Source organism: Candidatus Accumulibacter sp. ACC005, from assembly GCF_907163215.1.
GTDB lineage: Bacteria > Pseudomonadota > Gammaproteobacteria > Burkholderiales > Rhodocyclaceae > Accumulibacter > Accumulibacter regalis.
Genome location: NZ_CAJQUB010000001.1, coordinates 147,546 through 165,318 on the forward strand (window position 1 = coordinate 147,546; position 17,773 = coordinate 165,318).

General features: G+C 65.1%; 14 protein-coding genes and 1 tRNA gene. 7 read left to right on the forward strand and 8 right to left on the reverse strand.

The annotated features are described in order from the left end of the window. Nucleotides 1–185: 185 nt before the first annotated feature. On the forward strand, nucleotides 186–410 hold the full coding sequence (locus tag QZ613_RS00745; protein WP_291981225.1) for a GDCCVxC domain-containing (seleno)protein: 225 nt from the start codon (nucleotides 186–188) through the stop codon (nucleotides 408–410). 333 nt (nucleotides 411–743) lie between these two features. On the opposite strand, the gene QZ613_RS00750 is transcribed toward QZ613_RS00745, so the two are convergent. The 4 genes from QZ613_RS00750 to uvrA all read right to left on the reverse strand — a co-directional run bounded on the left by QZ613_RS00750 (nucleotide 744) and on the right by uvrA (nucleotide 5,079). Continuing rightward, nucleotides 744–819, reverse strand: a tRNA-Ala gene (locus tag QZ613_RS00750). A 106-nt stretch (nucleotides 820–925) separates the two neighbouring features. Beyond that, nucleotides 926–1,441, reverse strand: coding sequence for a hypothetical protein (locus QZ613_RS00755; protein WP_291863812.1), 516 nt, complete (start codon nucleotides 1,439–1,441; stop codon nucleotides 926–928). Nucleotides 1,442–1,699: 258 nt separating this feature from the next. Further along, nucleotides 1,700–1,984 (reverse strand): HU family DNA-binding protein, encoded by a 285-nt coding sequence (locus tag QZ613_RS00760; RefSeq protein ID WP_043567497.1) that lies wholly within the window; start codon nucleotides 1,982–1,984, stop codon nucleotides 1,700–1,702. 236 nt (nucleotides 1,985–2,220) lie between these two features. Further along, entirely contained in the window at nucleotides 2,221–5,079 is a 2,859-nt protein-coding gene (uvrA, locus tag QZ613_RS00765; protein ID WP_043567628.1) for an excinuclease ABC subunit UvrA, read from the reverse strand. Nucleotides 5,080–5,159: 80 nt separating this feature from the next. Here uvrA and QZ613_RS00770 point away from each other — a divergent pair, with 80 nt between their 5' ends. The 5 genes from QZ613_RS00770 to QZ613_RS00790 all read left to right on the forward strand — a co-directional run bounded on the left by QZ613_RS00770 (nucleotide 5,160) and on the right by QZ613_RS00790 (nucleotide 10,903). Next, complete coding sequence (locus QZ613_RS00770; protein WP_291863809.1) at nucleotides 5,160–6,365, forward strand: MFS transporter; 1,206 nt, start codon at nucleotides 5,160–5,162, stop codon at nucleotides 6,363–6,365. Nucleotides 6,366–6,415: 50 nt separating this feature from the next. After that, nucleotides 6,416–6,901: a single-stranded DNA-binding protein gene (ssb, locus tag QZ613_RS00775; RefSeq protein ID WP_043567494.1), complete on the forward strand. Its 486-nt coding sequence runs from the start codon at nucleotides 6,416–6,418 to the stop codon at nucleotides 6,899–6,901. A gap of 349 nt (nucleotides 6,902–7,250) precedes the next feature. Then, nucleotides 7,251–8,234: an MDR family oxidoreductase gene (locus QZ613_RS00780; protein WP_043567492.1), complete on the forward strand. Its 984-nt coding sequence runs from the start codon at nucleotides 7,251–7,253 to the stop codon at nucleotides 8,232–8,234. A gap of 73 nt (nucleotides 8,235–8,307) precedes the next feature. Further along, nucleotides 8,308–9,516, forward strand: a complete 1,209-nt coding sequence (gene dddY, locus QZ613_RS00785; RefSeq protein WP_043567490.1) for a dimethylsulfonioproprionate lyase DddY — start codon at nucleotides 8,308–8,310, stop codon at nucleotides 9,514–9,516. Nucleotides 9,517–9,754: 238 nt separating this feature from the next. Then, complete coding sequence (locus tag QZ613_RS00790; protein ID WP_043567488.1) at nucleotides 9,755–10,903, forward strand: FAD-binding oxidoreductase; 1,149 nt, start codon at nucleotides 9,755–9,757, stop codon at nucleotides 10,901–10,903. A 14-nt stretch (nucleotides 10,904–10,917) separates the two neighbouring features. Here the strand turns inward: QZ613_RS00790 and rarD are convergent, their stop codons facing one another. The 4 genes from rarD to QZ613_RS00810 are packed head-to-tail and all read right to left on the reverse strand — an operon-like array spanning nucleotide 10,918 to nucleotide 15,212. Beyond that, nucleotides 10,918–11,805, reverse strand: a complete 888-nt coding sequence (gene rarD / locus QZ613_RS00795; protein ID WP_043567487.1) for an EamA family transporter RarD — start codon at nucleotides 11,803–11,805, stop codon at nucleotides 10,918–10,920. Nucleotides 11,806–11,809: 4 nt separating this feature from the next. Then, entirely contained in the window at nucleotides 11,810–12,502 is a 693-nt protein-coding gene (locus tag QZ613_RS00800; protein ID WP_043567486.1) for a DUF599 domain-containing protein, read from the reverse strand. 48 nt (nucleotides 12,503–12,550) lie between these two features. Beyond that, nucleotides 12,551–14,377, reverse strand: a complete 1,827-nt coding sequence (locus QZ613_RS00805) for a CHASE2 domain-containing protein (protein WP_291863803.1) — start codon at nucleotides 14,375–14,377, stop codon at nucleotides 12,551–12,553. A 43-nt stretch (nucleotides 14,378–14,420) separates the two neighbouring features. Next, nucleotides 14,421–15,212: a FecR domain-containing protein gene (locus QZ613_RS00810; RefSeq protein WP_291863801.1), complete on the reverse strand. Its 792-nt coding sequence runs from the start codon at nucleotides 15,210–15,212 to the stop codon at nucleotides 14,421–14,423. Between the two features lie 330 nt (nucleotides 15,213–15,542). On the opposite strand from QZ613_RS00810, the gene QZ613_RS00815 reads away from it, so the two are divergent. Further along, nucleotides 15,543–17,738 (forward strand): UvrD-helicase domain-containing protein, encoded by a 2,196-nt coding sequence (locus QZ613_RS00815; protein WP_043567481.1) that lies wholly within the window; start codon nucleotides 15,543–15,545, stop codon nucleotides 17,736–17,738. Nucleotides 17,739–17,773: the final 35 nt, after the last annotated feature.

The following is a 17,773-nucleotide window of genomic DNA, read 5'->3' on the forward strand; positions in this document are numbered from 1 at the left end:
GCCGCATCGACAACACAAAGCGCGAAACCTCTGGATTTCCACGTCAGACTTGCCCCCTCGCAATGACGCGCTTGGGCCTGCGCAGCCGCTAACACAGCCCCGCCGCAGGGCTTAAACCGCCGTCGACACGACAATCTGCGAGATGACCCGGGCTAAAATACGCCGACAACTTTGCGGGGGCTACTGTGGATCCTGTCCTTGAATCGACCCTGACCTGCCCGGCCTGCGGTCACGCGCGAGTCGAGCAGATGCCCACCGATGCCTGCCTGTGGTTCTATGAGTGTCTTGGCTGCCACACGCTGCTCAGGCCGAAGCGCGGCGATTGCTGCGTCTTCTGCTCCTACGGGACGTTGCCCTGCCCTCCGATTCAGGCTTCCGGCGGCGCGTGCTGTTCGTCAGCCAATTTGTAGGAGCTGAAATACGCGCGCGATCTGCGTCACGGACTAACACCAGGAGAACTGCACGCAAGTATTTCCGGATAGCTCGTTCCTCGCTAAACTCCCCGCGAGCGAAGATGGACTTCAGGTGATCGCTGACTGCGCGCACGGGAACGGCAAAGAGTTTGGCTATCAGCTTTCCTTGGCTTTGTTTACAGGGGGCGGGGCTGTGCAAGATTCCGGCGGCGAGCGGGGAAAAATCGACTTCATCCGCCGACCAGAGAAACTCACACCGCCGGCAAACCCCGGCCAATACTGCCCCTGGGGGCCAAAAAAAACCCGGAGCAGGTCCGGGCTTTGATGTCTTGGTGGAGACAGGCGGGATCGAACCGCCGACCTTCTGATTGCGAACCAGACGCTCTCCCAGCTGAGCTATGCCCCCGAAGCCGCACGGATTCTACGCGGCGTGATTTGAAGCGTCAATCCTGCTTGCCGGCGAGCGCGGGGACGTCGATCCGCCGCGCGGGCGCGGGTCAGGACTGATGGGCCTATTGCGCTTTCTTGGCCGCGGCCGGGACGACTGACACGGCGACCGCTTCGGAATAGACGCCCTCGATCTGGTCACCCTTGCTGATCAGTTTGAGCTGTTCCGGGTCCTTGATCTTCAGCTTCATGGTCTTCCTGGCGCCGCGCAGGGTAATCATCTGCGTCTTGCGGTCGACCGCTTGCACGTCGGCGATGAAGGCGACGTCCTTCTCCACAGCGGCTGCCGGCTTGTCGCCGGGTTTCGCCGCCGCCTGATCGTTGCTGTCGATACGCACGCGAAGGTCCCCGCCGCCTTTCTTGAGGGCCATCACCAGGGTTTGCGTGTAGCGGGCAACGACCTGGTCGCCAACCTTGATCTGGTCGAAATTCTTGACGGCGTCGCTGGCGGTGATGACCATTTTCTCGCCCTGGTCGTCCTTGAGAACGAGCGCGCGGGTCGCCTTGTCGATCGCGTCGACGACCAGCGAAACCTGCGCCTCGACCATGCCGACAAACTCACCCGGGGCGGTCGCGGTCATTGCCGCGGCGGCGGGTGCTTGTTGGGCGGATACGGCGAACGGGAGAAGGGCGAGTGCAGCGGTCGCGACTAAGCGGCGAATGGTACCAATACGCATGGATAGCTCCGAAACTTGAAGAGGTTTGATTGTTGCCGTGACGCTTGCTGGCAAGGGACAAGCTTGCGCATCGTCAAGCTGTTCCTTATCCGGTCCTGGCGCGTGTGGCCGGAACGAAAGCCGCCCGTGAAAAAGTGGCCCGCACGTGTCGCCAGTCCAGTCCTATTCGTCCTTGCCCGCCACGCGTGCCTTGAAGGTCGCGCCGGCGGTGAACTTCGGGACGATGGTCTCCGGGATCTGGATCTTCGCGCCGGTTTTCGGGTTCTTTCCCTCGCGCGCAGCGCGCGGGCTGGCCTTGAAAGAGCCAAAACCAACCAGCGTCACTGCTTCACTGCGGGCAACCGTTTCAACGATCGTATCGATCACGGCGTCGAGTGCTTTCGCAGAGGCGACTTTGGAGAGTTCGGTGCGGTCAGCAATGGCGTCGATCATTTCGGACTTGTTCATATTATCTCCTTTGGTGGTTACGAGCCTTCATTCAGGCGCATTCTTGCATTTCGGCGACCGTCTGGAAAGAGGCGCCAAAGGCTGCAATTCTGGCATGGATTCAGGTCCTGCCAAGAAAATTTTTGCCGTTGGCGGCTGTGCGACGCCATGCCGGGCAGGCGATCGCCCGGCGGATCAGGGCAAGCGGCGCAAGGCGGCACGGCGGAGCGCCAGCCAGCTGGCGTCGGCGTGGCGGCTCATTGGGCGAGCGAATCCGCTTGCCCGCGGCGCGCCAGCAGCGGCTTCAGGAAACGGCCGCTGTGGCTCTCCGCGACTTCCGCGATCTGCTCGGGGGGGCCGGCGGCAAGAACGCGGCCGCCGCCGGCGCCACCTTCCGGGCCAAGGTCGACCAGCCAGTCGGCCGTCTTGATGACATCGAGATTGTGTTCGATGACCAGCACCGTATTGCCGTGATCGACCAGCCGGTGCAGGACGGTGAGCAGCATTTCGATGTCCTGGAAATGCAGCCCGGTGGTCGGTTCGTCGAGAATGTAGAGTGTTCTGCCGGTGTCGCGCTTCGAAAGTTCGAGCGCCAGCTTGACGCGTTGTGCTTCGCCGCCGGAGAGGGTCGTCGCCGACTGGCCGAGGGTGATGTAGCTCAGGCCGACGTCGACCAGTGTCTGCAGCTTGCGGGCAATGACCGGCACGGCGTCGAAAAACTCACGCGCCACCTCGACGGTCATTTGCAGAATCTGGTGGATGTTGCGGCCCTTGTACTGGATCTCGAGGGTTTCACGGTTGTAGCGTTTGCCGTGACAGACGTCGCAGGCAACGTAGATGTCGGGCAGGAAGTGCATTTCGACCTTGATCACGCCGTCGCCCTGGCAGGCTTCGCAGCGCCCGCCCTTGACGTTGAAGGAGAAGCGGCCCGGCCCGTAGCCGCGCGCGCGGGCCTCGGGGATTCCCGAGAACAGTTCTCGGATCGGTGTCAGCAAGCCGGTGTAGGTCGCTGGATTGGAGCGCGGCGTGCGGCCGATCGGGCTCTGATCGACGTTGATAACCTTGTCGAAATGATCGAGGCCGACGATGGCCTCGTACTCGGCGGGTTCAGCGCTCGATCCGTAGAGGTGTCTGGCCGCTGCAGCGTACAGGGTGTCGTTGATCAGCGTCGATTTGCCCGAGCCGGAAACGCCGGTGATGCAGGTCAGCAGGCCGACCGGCAGGTCGACACTGACGTTGCGCAGGTTGTTGCCGCGCGCTCCGACGATCTGCAGCAGCCGCTGCGCATCGGGCTGGCGGCGCTTGTCGCGCGTGCCGATCCGCCGCCGGCCGGCGAGGTAGTCGCCGGTCATTGACGCCGGGTTGCCGATGATCGCCGCCGGTGGTCCTTCGGCGACGATGAAGCCGCCATGCACGCCAGCACCGGGGCCGATGTCGACGACGTAGTCGGCGCTGCGGATCGCCTCCTCGTCGTGTTCGACGACGATCACCGTATTGCCGATGTCGCGCAGCTGCTGCAGCGTCTTCAGCAGCCGCTCGTTGTCGCGCTGGTGCAGGCCGATCGACGGTTCGTCGAGGACGTAGAGTACGCCGGTCAGCCCCGAGCCGATCTGCGAGGCCAGGCGGATGCGCTGCGCTTCGCCGCCGGACAGCGTCTCCGCCGAACGGTCGAGCGAAAGATAGTCGAGGCCGACGTTGATCAGGAACTGCAGGCGGCTGACGATTTCCTTGAGCACCTTCTCGGCGATCTGCGCCTTGTTGCCGGGCAGCTGCAGCGAGATGAAGTAGTCGCGCGCTTCGGCAAGTGGCAGGCGGCTGAGCTCGTGCAGGGTGCGCGCGCTGGCGAGGGTGCCGACGCGCACGTTGCGCGCTTCTTCGCGCAGGCGGCTGCCGTAGCACGAGGGGCAGGTCTGATTGCTGATCAGTCGCGCCAGCTCCTCGCGAACGGCCTGCGAGTCGGTTTCCTTGTAGCGTCGCTCAAGGTTGACGACGATGCCCTCGAACGTATGCTGGCGCATGCTCAGCCGGCCGCGTTCGTTGACGTAGGTGAACGGCAATTGCTCGCGCCCGGAACCGTAGAGGATGATTTGCCGGATGCGCTCGGGCAAGTCGCTGAACGGCGCTTCGACGTCGAAGCCATAGTGCGCGGCGAGCGAAGACAGCATCTGGAAGTAGAAGGGGTTGCGCCGGTCCCAGGCACGGATCGCTCCGGCGGCGAGCGACAGTTCGGGATGGCCGACGATGCGTTTGGGGTCGAAGAACTGGATGACGCCGAGGCCGTCGCACTTCTGGCAGGCGCCCATCGGGCTGTTGAAGGAAAAGATGCGCGGTTCGAGTTCCGGCAGCGAGTACGAGCACACCGGGCAGGCAAAGCGGGCGGAAAAGAAATGCTCGCGCGCGCTGTCCATTTCGTAGGCGATGGCGCGGCCGTCGGCGTGGCGCAACGCGGTCTCGAAGGATTCGGCCAGGCGCTGGCGCATGTCGGCGCGCACTTTCAGCCGGTCGATGACCACGTCGACGCTGTGCTTGCGCGTCTTGGCCAGCTTGGGCAGCGCGTCGATCTCGTAGATCTGGCCGTCTACGCGCAGGCGGGCAAAACCCTGCGCGCGCAGCTCGGCAAAGAGCTCGAGTTGCTCCCCCTTGCGGTCGGCGACCACCGGTGCCAGGATCATCAGCCGGCTGTCCTCGCTCAGGGCAAGAACGTGATCGACCATCTGCGCCACCGTCTGCGCTTCGAGCGCCAGCTGGTGCTCGGCACAGTAGGGCGTGCCGGCGCGGGCGAAGAGCAGGCGCAGGTAGTCGTGGATTTCGGTGACCGTTCCAACCGTCGAGCGCGGGTTGTGGCTGGTCGCTTTCTGCTCGATCGAAATTGCCGGCGACAGGCCCTCGATGAGGTCGACGTCGGGCTTCTCGATGCGCTGCAGGAACTGCCGCGCGTAGGCCGACAGGGACTCGACGTAGCGACGCTGCCCTTCGGCATATAGCGTATCGAAAGCCAGCGATGACTTGCCCGAACCCGAAAGCCCGGTAATCACGATCAGGCGATTGCGCGGCAGGTCGAGATTGACGTTCTTCAGGTTGTGCGTGCGCGCACCGCGAATCCGGATCTCTTTGATCTCGTCCATTGCTTGCGGGCCCGAGGGGCGTTGGCAAACCTGCTAATATACGCAATTCCGCAGTCCGGCACCAAAATCCCATGTCCGCCCCCACTAGCGACCGAATGAGCAGCCAGGAAAAGCGCGCCGGCATCAGCCTGGCGGCTGTGTTTGCCTTGCGCATGCTCGGCTTGTTCCTGATCCTCCCGGTCTTCGCCATTTACGCGCAGGACCTGCCATCCGGCCACGATGTGGCGCTGGTCGGCATGGCGCTGGGTGCCTACGGACTGACGCAGTCCTTCCTGCAGATCGCCTACGGCGCGGCCTCCGATCGCTTCGGGCGCAAGCCGGTGATCGTCTTCGGGCTGCTGCTGTTTGCCCTCGGCAGCTTCGTCGCCGCTTCCGCCGGCGACATCTACGGCGTCATCGCCGGGCGCGTGCTGCAAGGCGCGGGTGCCATTTCGGCGGCGGTGACCGCGCTTGCCGCCGACCTCACCCGCGAACAGCATCTGACCAAGGTGATGGCCATGATCGGCTCGTCGATCGGCATGGTCTTTGCCGTCTCGATGGTCGCCGCGCCGCTGCTTTTCGTGAGCATCGGTATGCCTGGCATCTTTTCCCTGACCGGTGGCCTGGCCCTGCTGGCCATTTTCGTCGTCCTCCGAGTGGTCCCGGCGGCACCGGCAGTGCCGCGCCAGCCGACCTGGCCGAGCTTCGTCGAAGTGCTCGGCAATCGGCAGTTGCTGCGCCTGAATTTCGGTGTCTTCGCCTTGCACCTGATGCTCACCGCGATGTGGGTGCTGCTGCCTGCGCAGCTGATCGCCACCGGCGGCCTGCCGGTGGCCGAACACTGGAAGCTATACCTGCCGGCGCTTCTGGTGTCCTTCGTGATCATGGTGCCGGCGATCATTGCCGCCGAAAAATATGGCCGCATGAAGCTGGTCTTCAATGCTGCGGTGGTCGTGCTGCTCGTCGTTCAGATCGGTTTCGCCCTGTTTGCGACGAGTCTCTACGGTCTCGCCCTGTGGTTGACGCTGTTCTTCGTGGCCTTCAACATCCTCGAAGCGACGCAACCGTCGCTGATCTCGCGTATTGCGCCGCCGCACGCCAAAGGCGCCGCGCTCGGCGTCTACAACACCACCCAGGCGCTGGGCCTGTTTGTCGGCGGCGTGCTCGGCGGGGCGCTGGCCAAGCACCTCGGCCCGGGCGCTGTCTGGGCCTGTGGCGGCTTGCTCACCGTGATCTGGCTGTCGCTATCGACGACCATGGCCATGCCGGCGCTGCGTCGTCGGCAGGCAACGGCCTAAGCCCCTATAATCGCGCTTTCTTCTTCTCGCACACCATCCAGGGAGGCAACATGGCTTCGGTCAATAAAGTGATTCTCGTCGGCAATCTGGGTGCCGATCCGGAAACCCGTTACCTGCCGAGCGGCGACGCCGTCTGCAACATTCGCATTGCCACTAGCGACCGCGTGCGCGACAAGGCGTCCGGCGAATACAAGGAAAATACCGAATGGCACCGCGTCGTCTTCTTCGGCAAGGTGGCTGAAATCGCCGGCCAGTACCTGAAGAAGGGGCGTTCGGTGTACGTCGAAGGCCGTATCCGGACCAGCAAATGGCAGGACAAGGAAGGTAACGAGCGCTACACCACCGAGATCGTCGCCAACGAAATGCAGATGCTCGGTAGCCGCGAAGGCATGGGTTCGCCCTCGTCGTCGGCTGGCGACAGCGAATACGGCGGCAGCATGCCATCGTCGGCCGCCGACGCCGGCAGCGCACGCGCGGCGGCGCCGGCCAAGAAGAAGCCCAGCTTCGAAGACATGGACGACGATATCCCGTTCTAGGCCGCTGCGCGCCGCAGCCCGGCGCTTGGGCCCACTCGCCCGCATCGCCGCAGCCGGCGGGAGGGCGTTCCTTGTGCGGTCGGCAGCGCCTTGCTGTCGACCTTTTCGGCCAATCCTGATGCGTTTCCCGAAGTGAGGGCGCCGCGAGGACTTCCCGTTCTTGCTGCCTTGCAATTAATAGACGTGTAGTCTAATATTGTTCTCGTGGGCTCGCCATCGCTCGCGCCGCTTGGGGTTGCGCGGGTCGAATTCGTGATGAGGCTTGTCTGCGCAGGGCGGCGTGCCATCGCGCAGTTTTTCCATATCAATTATTAGGCAAGCGGTCTAATTCAACCAAAGGAGCAGGCATATGTTCAAGGGTATTCTGATCGAGAAGGACGAGGCGGGTTATCGGGCGGCAGTGCGCGACATCGATGACGCCCAGTTGCCGGAGGGCGACGTGACCGTTCGTGTGAGTCATTCGACGCTCAACTACAAGGACGCTCTCGCGATTACCGGCAAGGGTCCGGTCGTGCGCAAGTTCCCGATGGTTCCCGGCGTCGACCTGGTCGGCACTGTCGAGGCGAGCAGCCACTCGGCGTACAAGCCTGGCGACTCTGTCGTCCTCAACGGCTGGGGCGTCGGCGAGGTGCACTGGGGCGGCCTGGCGCAGAAAGCCCGCCTCAATGGTGAATGGCTGGTCCCGCTACCGGCGCAATTCACCCCGCAGCAGGCGATGGCCATCGGCACTGCCGGTTACACGGCGATGCTCTGCGTCCTCGCTCTCGAACGCCACGGCGTGACGCCGGACAAGGGCGAAATTCTCGTCACCGGCGCTGCCGGCGGCGTCGGCAGCGTCGCGGTTTCCGTGTTGTCAAAACTCGGCTACACGGTGGTCGGCGTCAGCGGTCGACCGGAGGAGAGCGATTACGTCAAGAGCCTGGGCGCCAGCGAGGTTCTCGATCGTTCGCTGTTCTCGTCCGCGGGAAAGCCGCTGGGCAGGGAACGCTGGGCAGGTGCGGTCGATGTCGTCGGCAGCCATACCCTGGCCAACGTCTGCGCGACGACCAGCTACCGTGGCGTGGTGACCGCCTGTGGCCTGGCCGGCGGAATGGATTTCCCGTCCAGCGTTGCACCCTTCATCCTGCGCGGCGTGACGCTGGCCGGTGTCGATAGCGTGATGTGTCCGCGTCCCGATCGCCTGGTCGCCTGGCAGCGCCTGGGCCAGGATCTGGACCTTGCCAAGCTTGGTCTGATCACCAACGAGATCGGCCTCGGCGAAGCCATTGCCGTCGCCAGCCAGCTGCTCGAAGGCAAGGTGCGGGGTCGTGTGGTGGTCGATGTAAATCGCTAGCAGCAGAGCAGTAAAAAAGGGATCCCGCGCAGACAGGGATCCGGCAAACATCCCAGTGTGAGGAGACGAGACAATGCGCAAGAAGAAGATGATTGGTTTGGGTGTGGCGGCGACGATCGCGTGCGGGTCGGCGCAGGCTGCCGACTTCAAGTGTCAGGACGATGTAAAACCAAGGCAGTACAGTAGCGAAGAGCAAAAGCTGGTCGATCAGTTCTGGAAGGAGTCGCTGATCTATCTCGACGAGTACCTCAAGGTGCTGCAGACACCGAGCGGCCAGTGCCCGGATTCTGCCGAGGCGACTATCCAGACCTATCAATCGGCGACCGGCAAACAGCAGAACCGCTGCATCATGCGCTATCGCGACATGGAGCTGCTGGCCAAGCATCTCAAGGCAGTCGTCGCCGAGCCGGAGAAGGCGAAAGCCTGCTTCGATCCGCAAAAAGACTATCCGGCCTTCGCGCTGTACACGCCCAGTGCCAAGGTGCAGCAGTTGTCGCCGACGGCACAATGGCTCAAGCGTCCGCTGCTCACCGACTACTACACAAAAATGGGCGGGGACATCGGCAAGGCGGGACTGGAACTCAACGAGAACTTCGTCGCGGTCACCTCGCGTACCGACACCAGGCCGCACTGGAAGCGGGATGTCAGCATCAACGGCTTGCCGACGCTGTGGTCTTCAGTGGGCTGGATACCGTTCTACGCGGAGAATCCGGCTGCCGGAAGCGACCGTTTCCGCGGCGGCTATCTCTATGCCGAAGTGATGGGTCCGTGGGGCAACCTGCGCATCAAGGAGATCGACGGCGAGAAGGTTGGCGCCGAGATCGGCATGACCGTGCAGCTGTTCAACACCTCGTACCCGTACCATTATCACCATCCGCAGGAAATCTACATGACCCTGACCAAGCCGCAGTGCATCGACCAGAACAGGTACATGGTCATGCACTGGGACAGCGACCAATTCACGCAGGAGCGCAAGGAAAAGGGCTGGCAGGTGGCGATCGACGGCTCGCAGGGTAAATGGCAAAAATGGTTCGCCAACCAGGACCCGGACAAGGAGTGGCTGACCTACTTCGAACGTAACGCGATCCATGCCTTTTACGCCATCGACGGCTGCAATCAGACCATCGAGAACTCGGGTCTGGTGACCGTATGGGCGCGCTCGACGGCGCAGGACAACGAGCAGAGCACTCGCCTGTGCCGGCCGGCCGTCGGCGAGAACGGGCCAAAGGGGATGCTGCCCGGTGAGCAGGCGATCTGCGACCTGCACGACTGGAAGCCCTGAGCCATCGCCCTGCGGGCTGGTGAAGCTGTCTCCGCCAGCCCGCAGGGCGCGCCCGACGCTCTTGTGGCGTGCTTGACGAAGTCGCCCTTGCCGGGGAGCAGCTGCCCGACGCCGACCGGGATCGTCGGGCCGGGCATCTTGCCTGCCCCGTCGCCTTGACCCACGCCGAGCGTCTCAGGCAAGCTTGCTGCGCGCGGGCGATCGTTCCCGGGCAGAGAGCAGCAGAGGGGTGAAAGGGATGAGCACTGCCGCAGCCGGCAATCGAGCCGATTTCCTGATCGTCGGCGCCGGTATCGCCGGCGCTTCGGTCGCCTACTGGCTCGCTCGCCACGCCCGGGTAATCGTCCTCGAACGCGAGGAGCAGCCCGGCTATCACGCGACCGGTCGCTCGGCCGCGCTCTTCGCCGAGAGTTACGGGACGCCGCAGGTACGGGCTCTGACGCAGGCCAGCCGGGCGTTCTTCGACTCGCCTCCGAAGCGATTCAGCGACCATCCGCTGCTCTCGTCGCGTGGTGCCCTGATCGTCGCCACGCGCGGCCAGGAAGAGCTCTTGCGCGCGCGATGGAAAACGCTTTCTGCCCGCGGTGATACGCTGCGCCTGCTTTCCTCCGCGGAGGTCTGCGCCATGGTGCCGGCTCTGCGCCCGGAACAGGTGATCGGCGCCATCTTCGACCCCGGCGCCGCCGACATCGACGTTCATGCCCTGCATCAGGGCTACCTGCGTGGCGTTTGCCAGGGGGCTGGCGCCGTCGTTTGCGGCGCCGAAGTCAGCGCCGCGCAGCGTCGGGACGACCTCTGGTGGCTCGCTGCCGGCGGCCAGACCTATGCCGCGCCGGTGCTGGTCAACGCGGCCGGTGCGTGGGTGGACCAGGTCGCCTCACTGGCTGGCGTGGCGCCGATCGGACTCGAGCCCAGGCGGCGATCGGCGTTTCTCTTCGCGCCGCCGGAAGACCTCGACACGGCCTGTTGGCCGCTGACCATTGGTATCGCGGAAGACTGGTATTTCAAGCCGGACGCCGGCCTCTTGCTCGGCTCGCCGGCGAATGCCGACCCGGTTCCACCGCACGACGTTCAAGCCGAAGAGCTGGACGCCGCCACCGGCATCCACCGCATCGAACGTGTGACGACGTTGAGCATTCGTCGCCCCAGTCACCGCTGGGCCGGCTTGCGATCCTTCGTCGCCGATGGCGATCTGGTCGGCGGCTTCGATCCGCTCAGCCCGGGATTCTTCTGGCTCGCCGCCCAGGGCGGCTACGGCATTCAGACGTCGCCGGCGATGGGCGAGAGTTGTGCGGCCCTGCTCCGTGGCGAGCCGATTCCGGCGCATCTCGCCGATTTCGGCTTTTCTGCCGCAACGCTCGGCCCGCAGCGGCTGGCGCGCCGCTGAGCCAGCAGCTCCTGTCAGGCCGCCTGGCGGTATTTCTTCCAGGCGCTCCAGCTGAAGACCAGCAGGCCGAGCCAGATCAAGCCGAAACTCACCAATCGCTCACTCTGCATCGGCTCGCCGAAGATCCAGACCGCGGTGAAGAACTGCAGCGTCGGATTGATATACATCAGCATCCCGACGCTGGCCAGGTCGAGGCGCTGCGTGGCGGCGGCGAAGGCCATCAGCGGCAGCGCCGTGAGCGCACCGGCGCAAGCCAGCAGCAGGGCCGTGGTCAGGTCGTGGCCAGTGAATACGGCATGGCCGTTGTCTGCCTGCCACAGCGCATACAGCGCGCAGACGGGCAGCATGGCCAGGGTTTCCAGCCACAGCCCGGAGATCGAGTCTACCGGCAGTTTCTTGCGCACCAGGCCGTAGGTGCCGAAAGTGCCGGCGAGAACCAGCGACACCCAGGGCAGGCTGCCAAGAGCGACGATCTCGTTGGCCATGGCGATCAGCGCCAGGGCCACCGAAATCCACTCCAGCCGGTTCAGTCGTTCCTTGAGTACCAGCAGCGCGAGGAGGACGCTCACCAGCGGGGTCAGGAAATAGCCCAGGCTCGAGGCGACGACCCGCTGGTTGGCGACGGCCCACAGGAAGACCAGCCAGTTGGTGCCGATGAGCAGCGCGGCAATGGCCAGCATCGCCAGGTGGCGCCAGGTTCTGAAAACCGTCGCCACCTTGCCCCACTGTCCGCGCAGCGTCAGTAGCGCGCCGACGAAGAGAAAGGCCCAGGCGGCGCGGTTGCTGAGCACGTCCATTGGCGAGACGTGCGACAGCTGGCGGAAGAAGAGCGGAAAGAAGCCCCACATGCCGTAGGCCAGCAGGCCGAAGCCGATGCCCGCCACCTGGCGGTCAGCGCTCACTGCTTCAAGGTTCCGGGCGCAGGACGTCGAGCGTCGCCGAGCGGTAGTCGCGTCGATAGAGGACGATCAGGATGCTCAGCGAAAGGACGCCGAGGACCACCGGGCTGAGCAGCCAGCCGGATGCCGCCAGTCCGAAGTAGTAGGCACGGATGCCGCGATTGAAGTCGTCGCCGGCCAGGTTGTGGGCGCCGGCCACGCGGCGCGCGTAGCGTTCGACCTGTGCGTCGTCGCGCTGTCCCAATGGCGCTGCGCCGATCAGGATCGACAGCAGGTTGAACTGGCGCAGCGCCCAGGTGAACTTGAAGTAGCCATAGACGAAACTGGCCAGCACCAGCATCAGCTTGATTTCCAGCAGTTCGCGGCTGCCCGCTCCGCCAAGCGTCAGGTCGGCGGAGAACTTCAGCAATTGGTCGGCTGCGCCCATCGCCGCGACCAGGCCGGCGATGATGTAGATGGTGGTGTTGGCGTAGAAGGAGACGCTGCCCATCAGGTTGCCGATCAGCGCCGCGTCGCTCATGCGCAATTCGCGTTCGAGCATGCAGTACGCCCACTCCTGCCGGTAGCTGTGCAGGTGTCCGATCAGGCCCTTGCAGCACCAGCGACTATGCTCGGAAAACCAGGTATAGCCGCCCCAGCAAGCGAGGAAGGCTGAGAGGGCCAGCCAGTCGACCGTCGATAAGCTCTCAAGTGCGCGCATCGGGTCATCTTGCCACAGAATGCTGCGCGCACAAGCCGCGGCAGCGCCCTAGGCCGGGCGGGCGGAGGCCGCTGTCGTGCTGAGCCTGCCGAGCAGCCAGTAGCTGAGCAGGAAGGCGCCGATATGGTAGGCGGTGTTGAACAGCACCCCGAACTGGACGTAGATCAGCACCGTCAGCGCCAGGTAGGCGAGCAGGCAGCCGACCAGCAGCAAGCGCCGCCAGAGCGCGCGCATGGCTGGCCTGAACAGGCGCAGCCAGCCGCCGGCAACCGCCAGCGCAGCCATGGCGAGGACTTGCAGCAAGGGATCCAGGCCGCGCACATGGACCCCCTGGAGAAGATTATTGACGATGTCGGCGTGCAATTCGACGCCGTGGCGAAACTCCCCGCCAGCGCCGCGGCGAACCTGGAAGTGGTCCCGGCCGGCACGGCCGTCGCCAATCAGGACAATTTTCCCGGCCAGCTCGCCGGGCGCGAGTGTCGCCGCCGGCGCACTGATCTGCTCGTAGTCGTAACGACGCGGCGGCTGACGCCAGGTGCCGATCGGCGCCAGGCGGATCAGAACCTCCGCGACCCGGTCGCCGCTGGCCAGCAGCGGGCACTCGTTGCGCGCCTGTCCCGAGTCTTCGACGCTCGTCCGGACCGGTTTCAGTGGCCCGCGCCAGATCGTCCTGCCGGCGGCGCTGACCAACGTCAGTTCGCGCAGCTGCTCGTCTACGGCCAGCGTCGTGCCGCCGACCGCCAGCGCGCCCAGGGCTCCGATCCTGGCGCTGATGCGTTCGACCGGTGTTGGCCCGGAATTCGCCGCAGCGGCGAACTTGACCACGGCGAGCGGCGCGATCGACGCGTAGCCGAGTCGGCCGCCGACGCACAGCAGGCCCCAGGCGCTGACCGCCCTGGCCAGCCCGGGAATCGCCGCCGGTTCCTGGTCGAGCAGCTGATTGACGCCGACGATCACCTGGCTGCCCCGCTGTCGGGCGCGTGCGATGGCCGCGAGCAGCTCGCCGTCGGCCGGATTCGCTTTCTCGAAATAGACGTCGAAGACGATCACCTGCGCGCCCGCGTCGACCAGCCGGTCGATCACGCGCGCGTGCTCACGGCGCCAGTCGGGTCCGAACTTGCCGAGCCGCGCTTCGGACTTCTCGTCAAAACTGACGATCACGATGCGTTCGCTGACCGGCACGCTGGCGACCATGTCGCCGAGGGCCATGGTGTAGCTTTCAATGCGCGTATCGATTCCCAGCAGGTCGAACAGTTGTACCCAGGCAAAGCACAGCATCGACACGGCAATGCCGGCGGCGCTGTAGTGCCGCCATCTGCGCAGGCGTTCGGCATTCATCAGTTGCACGAACTGATTGAGCAGGGACGGCCGGCGCTCGATGCTGCGGATCAGCGCGTCGAGGTCGAACTGAAAGCGCTTGTCGTCGAGCGCGTGCGCCTGGCGACGCGCCAGCGGCGCGATCGCCGCCGGCAGCTCCCTGGCGTCGGGCATGGTCGCGCCGCCGACGAGCACCGGGATCAGGCGCTTGCCCTGTTTGAGCGCCGCCGCGAGTTCGTGACAAACGAAATCGTCGGCTTGGTCGAGGCGCCGGCCACTGGCGTTGCTCGCCTTCAGCCAGCCGGGGCCGATCAGTGCGATGACCACGTCGCAGGCGTCGATCTCGCGGTCGAGCACGGTGATGAAATCGTCGCCGGCGTCGATCTGGCCGATGTCCATGAACACCTGTTCGGCACCGAAGTGCGCGCTCAGGTGATCGTAGAGCCGTCCGGCGTAGGCGATGCTGTCTTCGCGGCGATAGCTGATGAAAATCCGCGACGCGTTCTCGGCCACTGACGCTGCGCCCGCCTTCAGTCGTTCGCCGGTGGACGACGGCAAGGCCTTCCCAGCGCCTGCTGCGGCCGCTCAGGGTGCCGGCGCATCACTGCACGCGGTCGCCATGGGTCGGCGGCGGCCGGTCGCTGTCGTGAGCATCGCCCGAGCGGCCGCTCATGACGCCGACGCCGATGGCAAATATTCCCGCCGCCAGCGCCGCCGTCCCGAGGTTGGCGGTGTTGGGCACCAGCTTGTCGAGGTCGCTGATGCGGCTGCGAATCTGTTCGACTTCGCCGATACCCGCCCGCCCGACTTCGAGCAGGTTCGGGCCGACGAGGGCCGCCGCCTGCCCGACCCCCAGCGAAGCTCTGGGCCATTGGCCGGCGTTCGAAGTCAGCGCGACGCGGTCTTCGGCGACGACGACCCTGACGCGCGCCTCGGGGTCCACCCGTACCAGGTACTCGGTGCCTTCCGAGGCGGCCGTCGCGTACTCGGTCTTGACCTTGAACAGGCCCCGGGCCTTGACCAGGACCTCGCCGATGAAAACGAAGATCGAACCCAGGCGGACGTGCGTGTTCGGCTGCACGTAAACCCTCGCGCCCTCGGCAAAGGTGAGCACGACGGTCGAAAGCGCGTCGGTCCGGATCTCGTCACCTGTCTCCAGCGCCATATTATGTTTTGGCTGCGCGCGGGCGCCCTTGCGAACGATGTCAACCCCGGCAATCGTCCCGCCGTCGACCAGTTGCCCGCCCTGCACGACGCCGAGCGTGATCGACGCACAGCCGCTGACGGCGAAGCAGAGAACGAGAAGGAAAACGATGAATGCGCCGCCATTGGCGAGCGGCTGCCGCAATGCCTGCCAGCCGGATGTCGTGTTTCTCTGTGTGCTTGACGCCATGAGAACGCCCTCCATTCCGCGGTTCAGCCCTCGGGCTGCACGAGGGGTCTCGCGCAGCTCGCACCAATCCAGGCCGGGTTGAGTGGGTTCGACCTCCCTGCCTGCCACAAAGTGCGACAGGCAGCCGGGGGGTCGGGGAACGACAGCCCGAGTATATTCACCGCGGACGGTAATCACAAACGCCGGCAAATGTCGGCAGGCCGGGAGAGGGGGCCAAAACCGAGTCGCGAAAGAGCCGTCGCGCAACGCCACTCGCGCGACAGGCCCTCCCGGTGGACGGTCGTAGCTGCCGGCTATAATCGCGGCTTACTTGCCAGGGAATCCCGATTCATGTCCGATCTGCTCGCCCATCTCAATCCGCCGCAGCTCGCCGCGGTCACCCTGCCGGCGCAGCACGCGCTGATCCTCGCCGGAGCAGGCAGCGGCAAGACGCGGGTGTTGACCACCCGCATCGCCTGGCTGATCTCGACCGGACAGGTGGGTGCACAGGGCGTTCTGGCGGTGACCTTCACCAACAAGGCGGCGAAGGAAATGCAGGCGCGCCTGGCGGCGTTGCTGCCGATCAACACCCGCGGCATGTGGATCGGCACCTTTCACGGTCTGTGCAACCGTTTCCTGCGCGCTCACCACCGCGAGGCCGGCTTGTCCGCGCAGTTCCAGATTCTCGATTCCGCAGACCAGCTGGCGGCGATCAAGCGCCTGCTCAAGAACCTCAACATCGACGACGAGAAGTATCCGCCGCGCGAGCTGATGCACTTCATCAACGCGCACAAGGAGCAGGGGATTCGCGCCGCACAGGCCGAAGCCTACGATGCCTATACCAGCCGCCGCGTCGAACTGTATGCCGAGTACGAAGGGCAATGCCAGCGCGAGGGTGTGGTCGATTTTGCCGAGCTGCTGCTGCGTTCCTACGAGCTTCTGCAGCGCAACGAACCCCTTCGCCAGCATTATCAGGCGCGCTTCCGGCACATCCTGGTCGATGAATTCCAGGACACCAACCGCCTGCAGTACGCCTGGCTGAAGCTGCTCGCCGGACGCGGCAGCGGCAAGCCGGACACTCCCGGAGGCGGCGCCTGCCTGTTCGCGGTCGGTGACGACGACCAGTCGATCTACGCTTTCCGCGGGGCCGAGATCGGCAACATGCACGACCTGCAGCGTGAGTTCGAGCTGCCGGAGGTGATCCGCCTCGAGCAGAACTACCGTTCGCACGGCAATATCCTCGACGCCGCCAACGCGCTGATCAAGCAGAACCGCGGTCGCCTTGGCAAGAACCTGTGGACCGAAGCCGGCGCCGGCGAGCCGATTCGCGTTTTCGAGGGCTATTCGGATATCGCCGAAGCACGTTTCATCGTCGAGGAGATTGGCGAGCTCGTCCGCAACGGTGTTTCGCGCCAGCAGATCGCGCTCCTCTATCGTTCGAATGCGCAGTCGCGGGTACTCGAGCACCAGCTGTTCACCGAGGGTCTGCCTTACCGCGTTCATGGCGGCCTGCGCTTTTTCGATCGCCAGGAGATCAAGCACGCGCTCGCCTATCTTCGCCTGCTGGCCAATCCCGACGACGATACGGCTTTCGCGCGGGTGGTCAATTTCCCGACGCGCGGGATCGGCGGTCGCAGCATCGAGGCGCTGCAGGAAGCTGCCCGACAGACCAACTCCAGCCTGTACAACGCCGCCGCCAGTCTCGCCGGCAAGCCGGGCAGCGCGGTGGCCCGGTTCATCGCCCTGATCGAGAGCCTGCGCGCCGAGACGAAGGATCTGCCCCTGCCGGAAGTGATCGACCGGCTCATCGAGCGCAGCGGCCTGCGCCAGCACTATCTGGCCGAGAAGGAAGGCCAGGATCGGCTCGAGAACCTCGACGAACTGATCAACGCGGCGGCCGGTTTTGTGCACGACGATGGCGGGCCTGCTGTCGACGGCGAGGAAGCGGTTCCGGATGGAGGTCCGCTGGCATCTTTTCTCGCGCACGCCTCGCTCGAAGCGGGCGAGCACCAGGCCGGCGAGGGGCAGGACGCCATCCAGTTGATGACCGTGCACGCGGCCAAGGGCCTCGAATTCGACATCGTCTTCATTACCGGCCTCGAGCAGGGCCTCTTTCCACACGAGAACGCGGCGCAGGAGCGCGAAGGCCTCGAGGAGGAGCGCCGGCTGATGTACGTGGCCGTGACGCGCGCACGCAAGCGCCTCTACCTGACCCATGCGCAGACGCGCATGCTGCACGGGCAAACGCGCTACTGCCTGCCTTCGAGCTTCCTTGAAGAGCTGCCGGTGGAATTGCTGCGCAGAATCAACCGCGCTGTCGCCAGCGCGCCGGCCGCGGCGCCACGCCCTGCCGCTGGCGCCGGCTGGCCGAAGCCGGCTGCGACCAACGGTCTGCGCATTGGTCAGAATGTGCGCCATACGCGCTTTGGCCTGGGGGTCATCGTGTCCACCGAAGGGGCCGGGCCGGAGGCCCGCGTACAGGTCAATTTCGGCTCCGGCGGCATGAAGTGGCTGGCACTGGAGTACGCCAAACTGACGCCCGCCTGAGTTGCAGCCGGTTGTCCACAGTTTGCGCGTTGGCG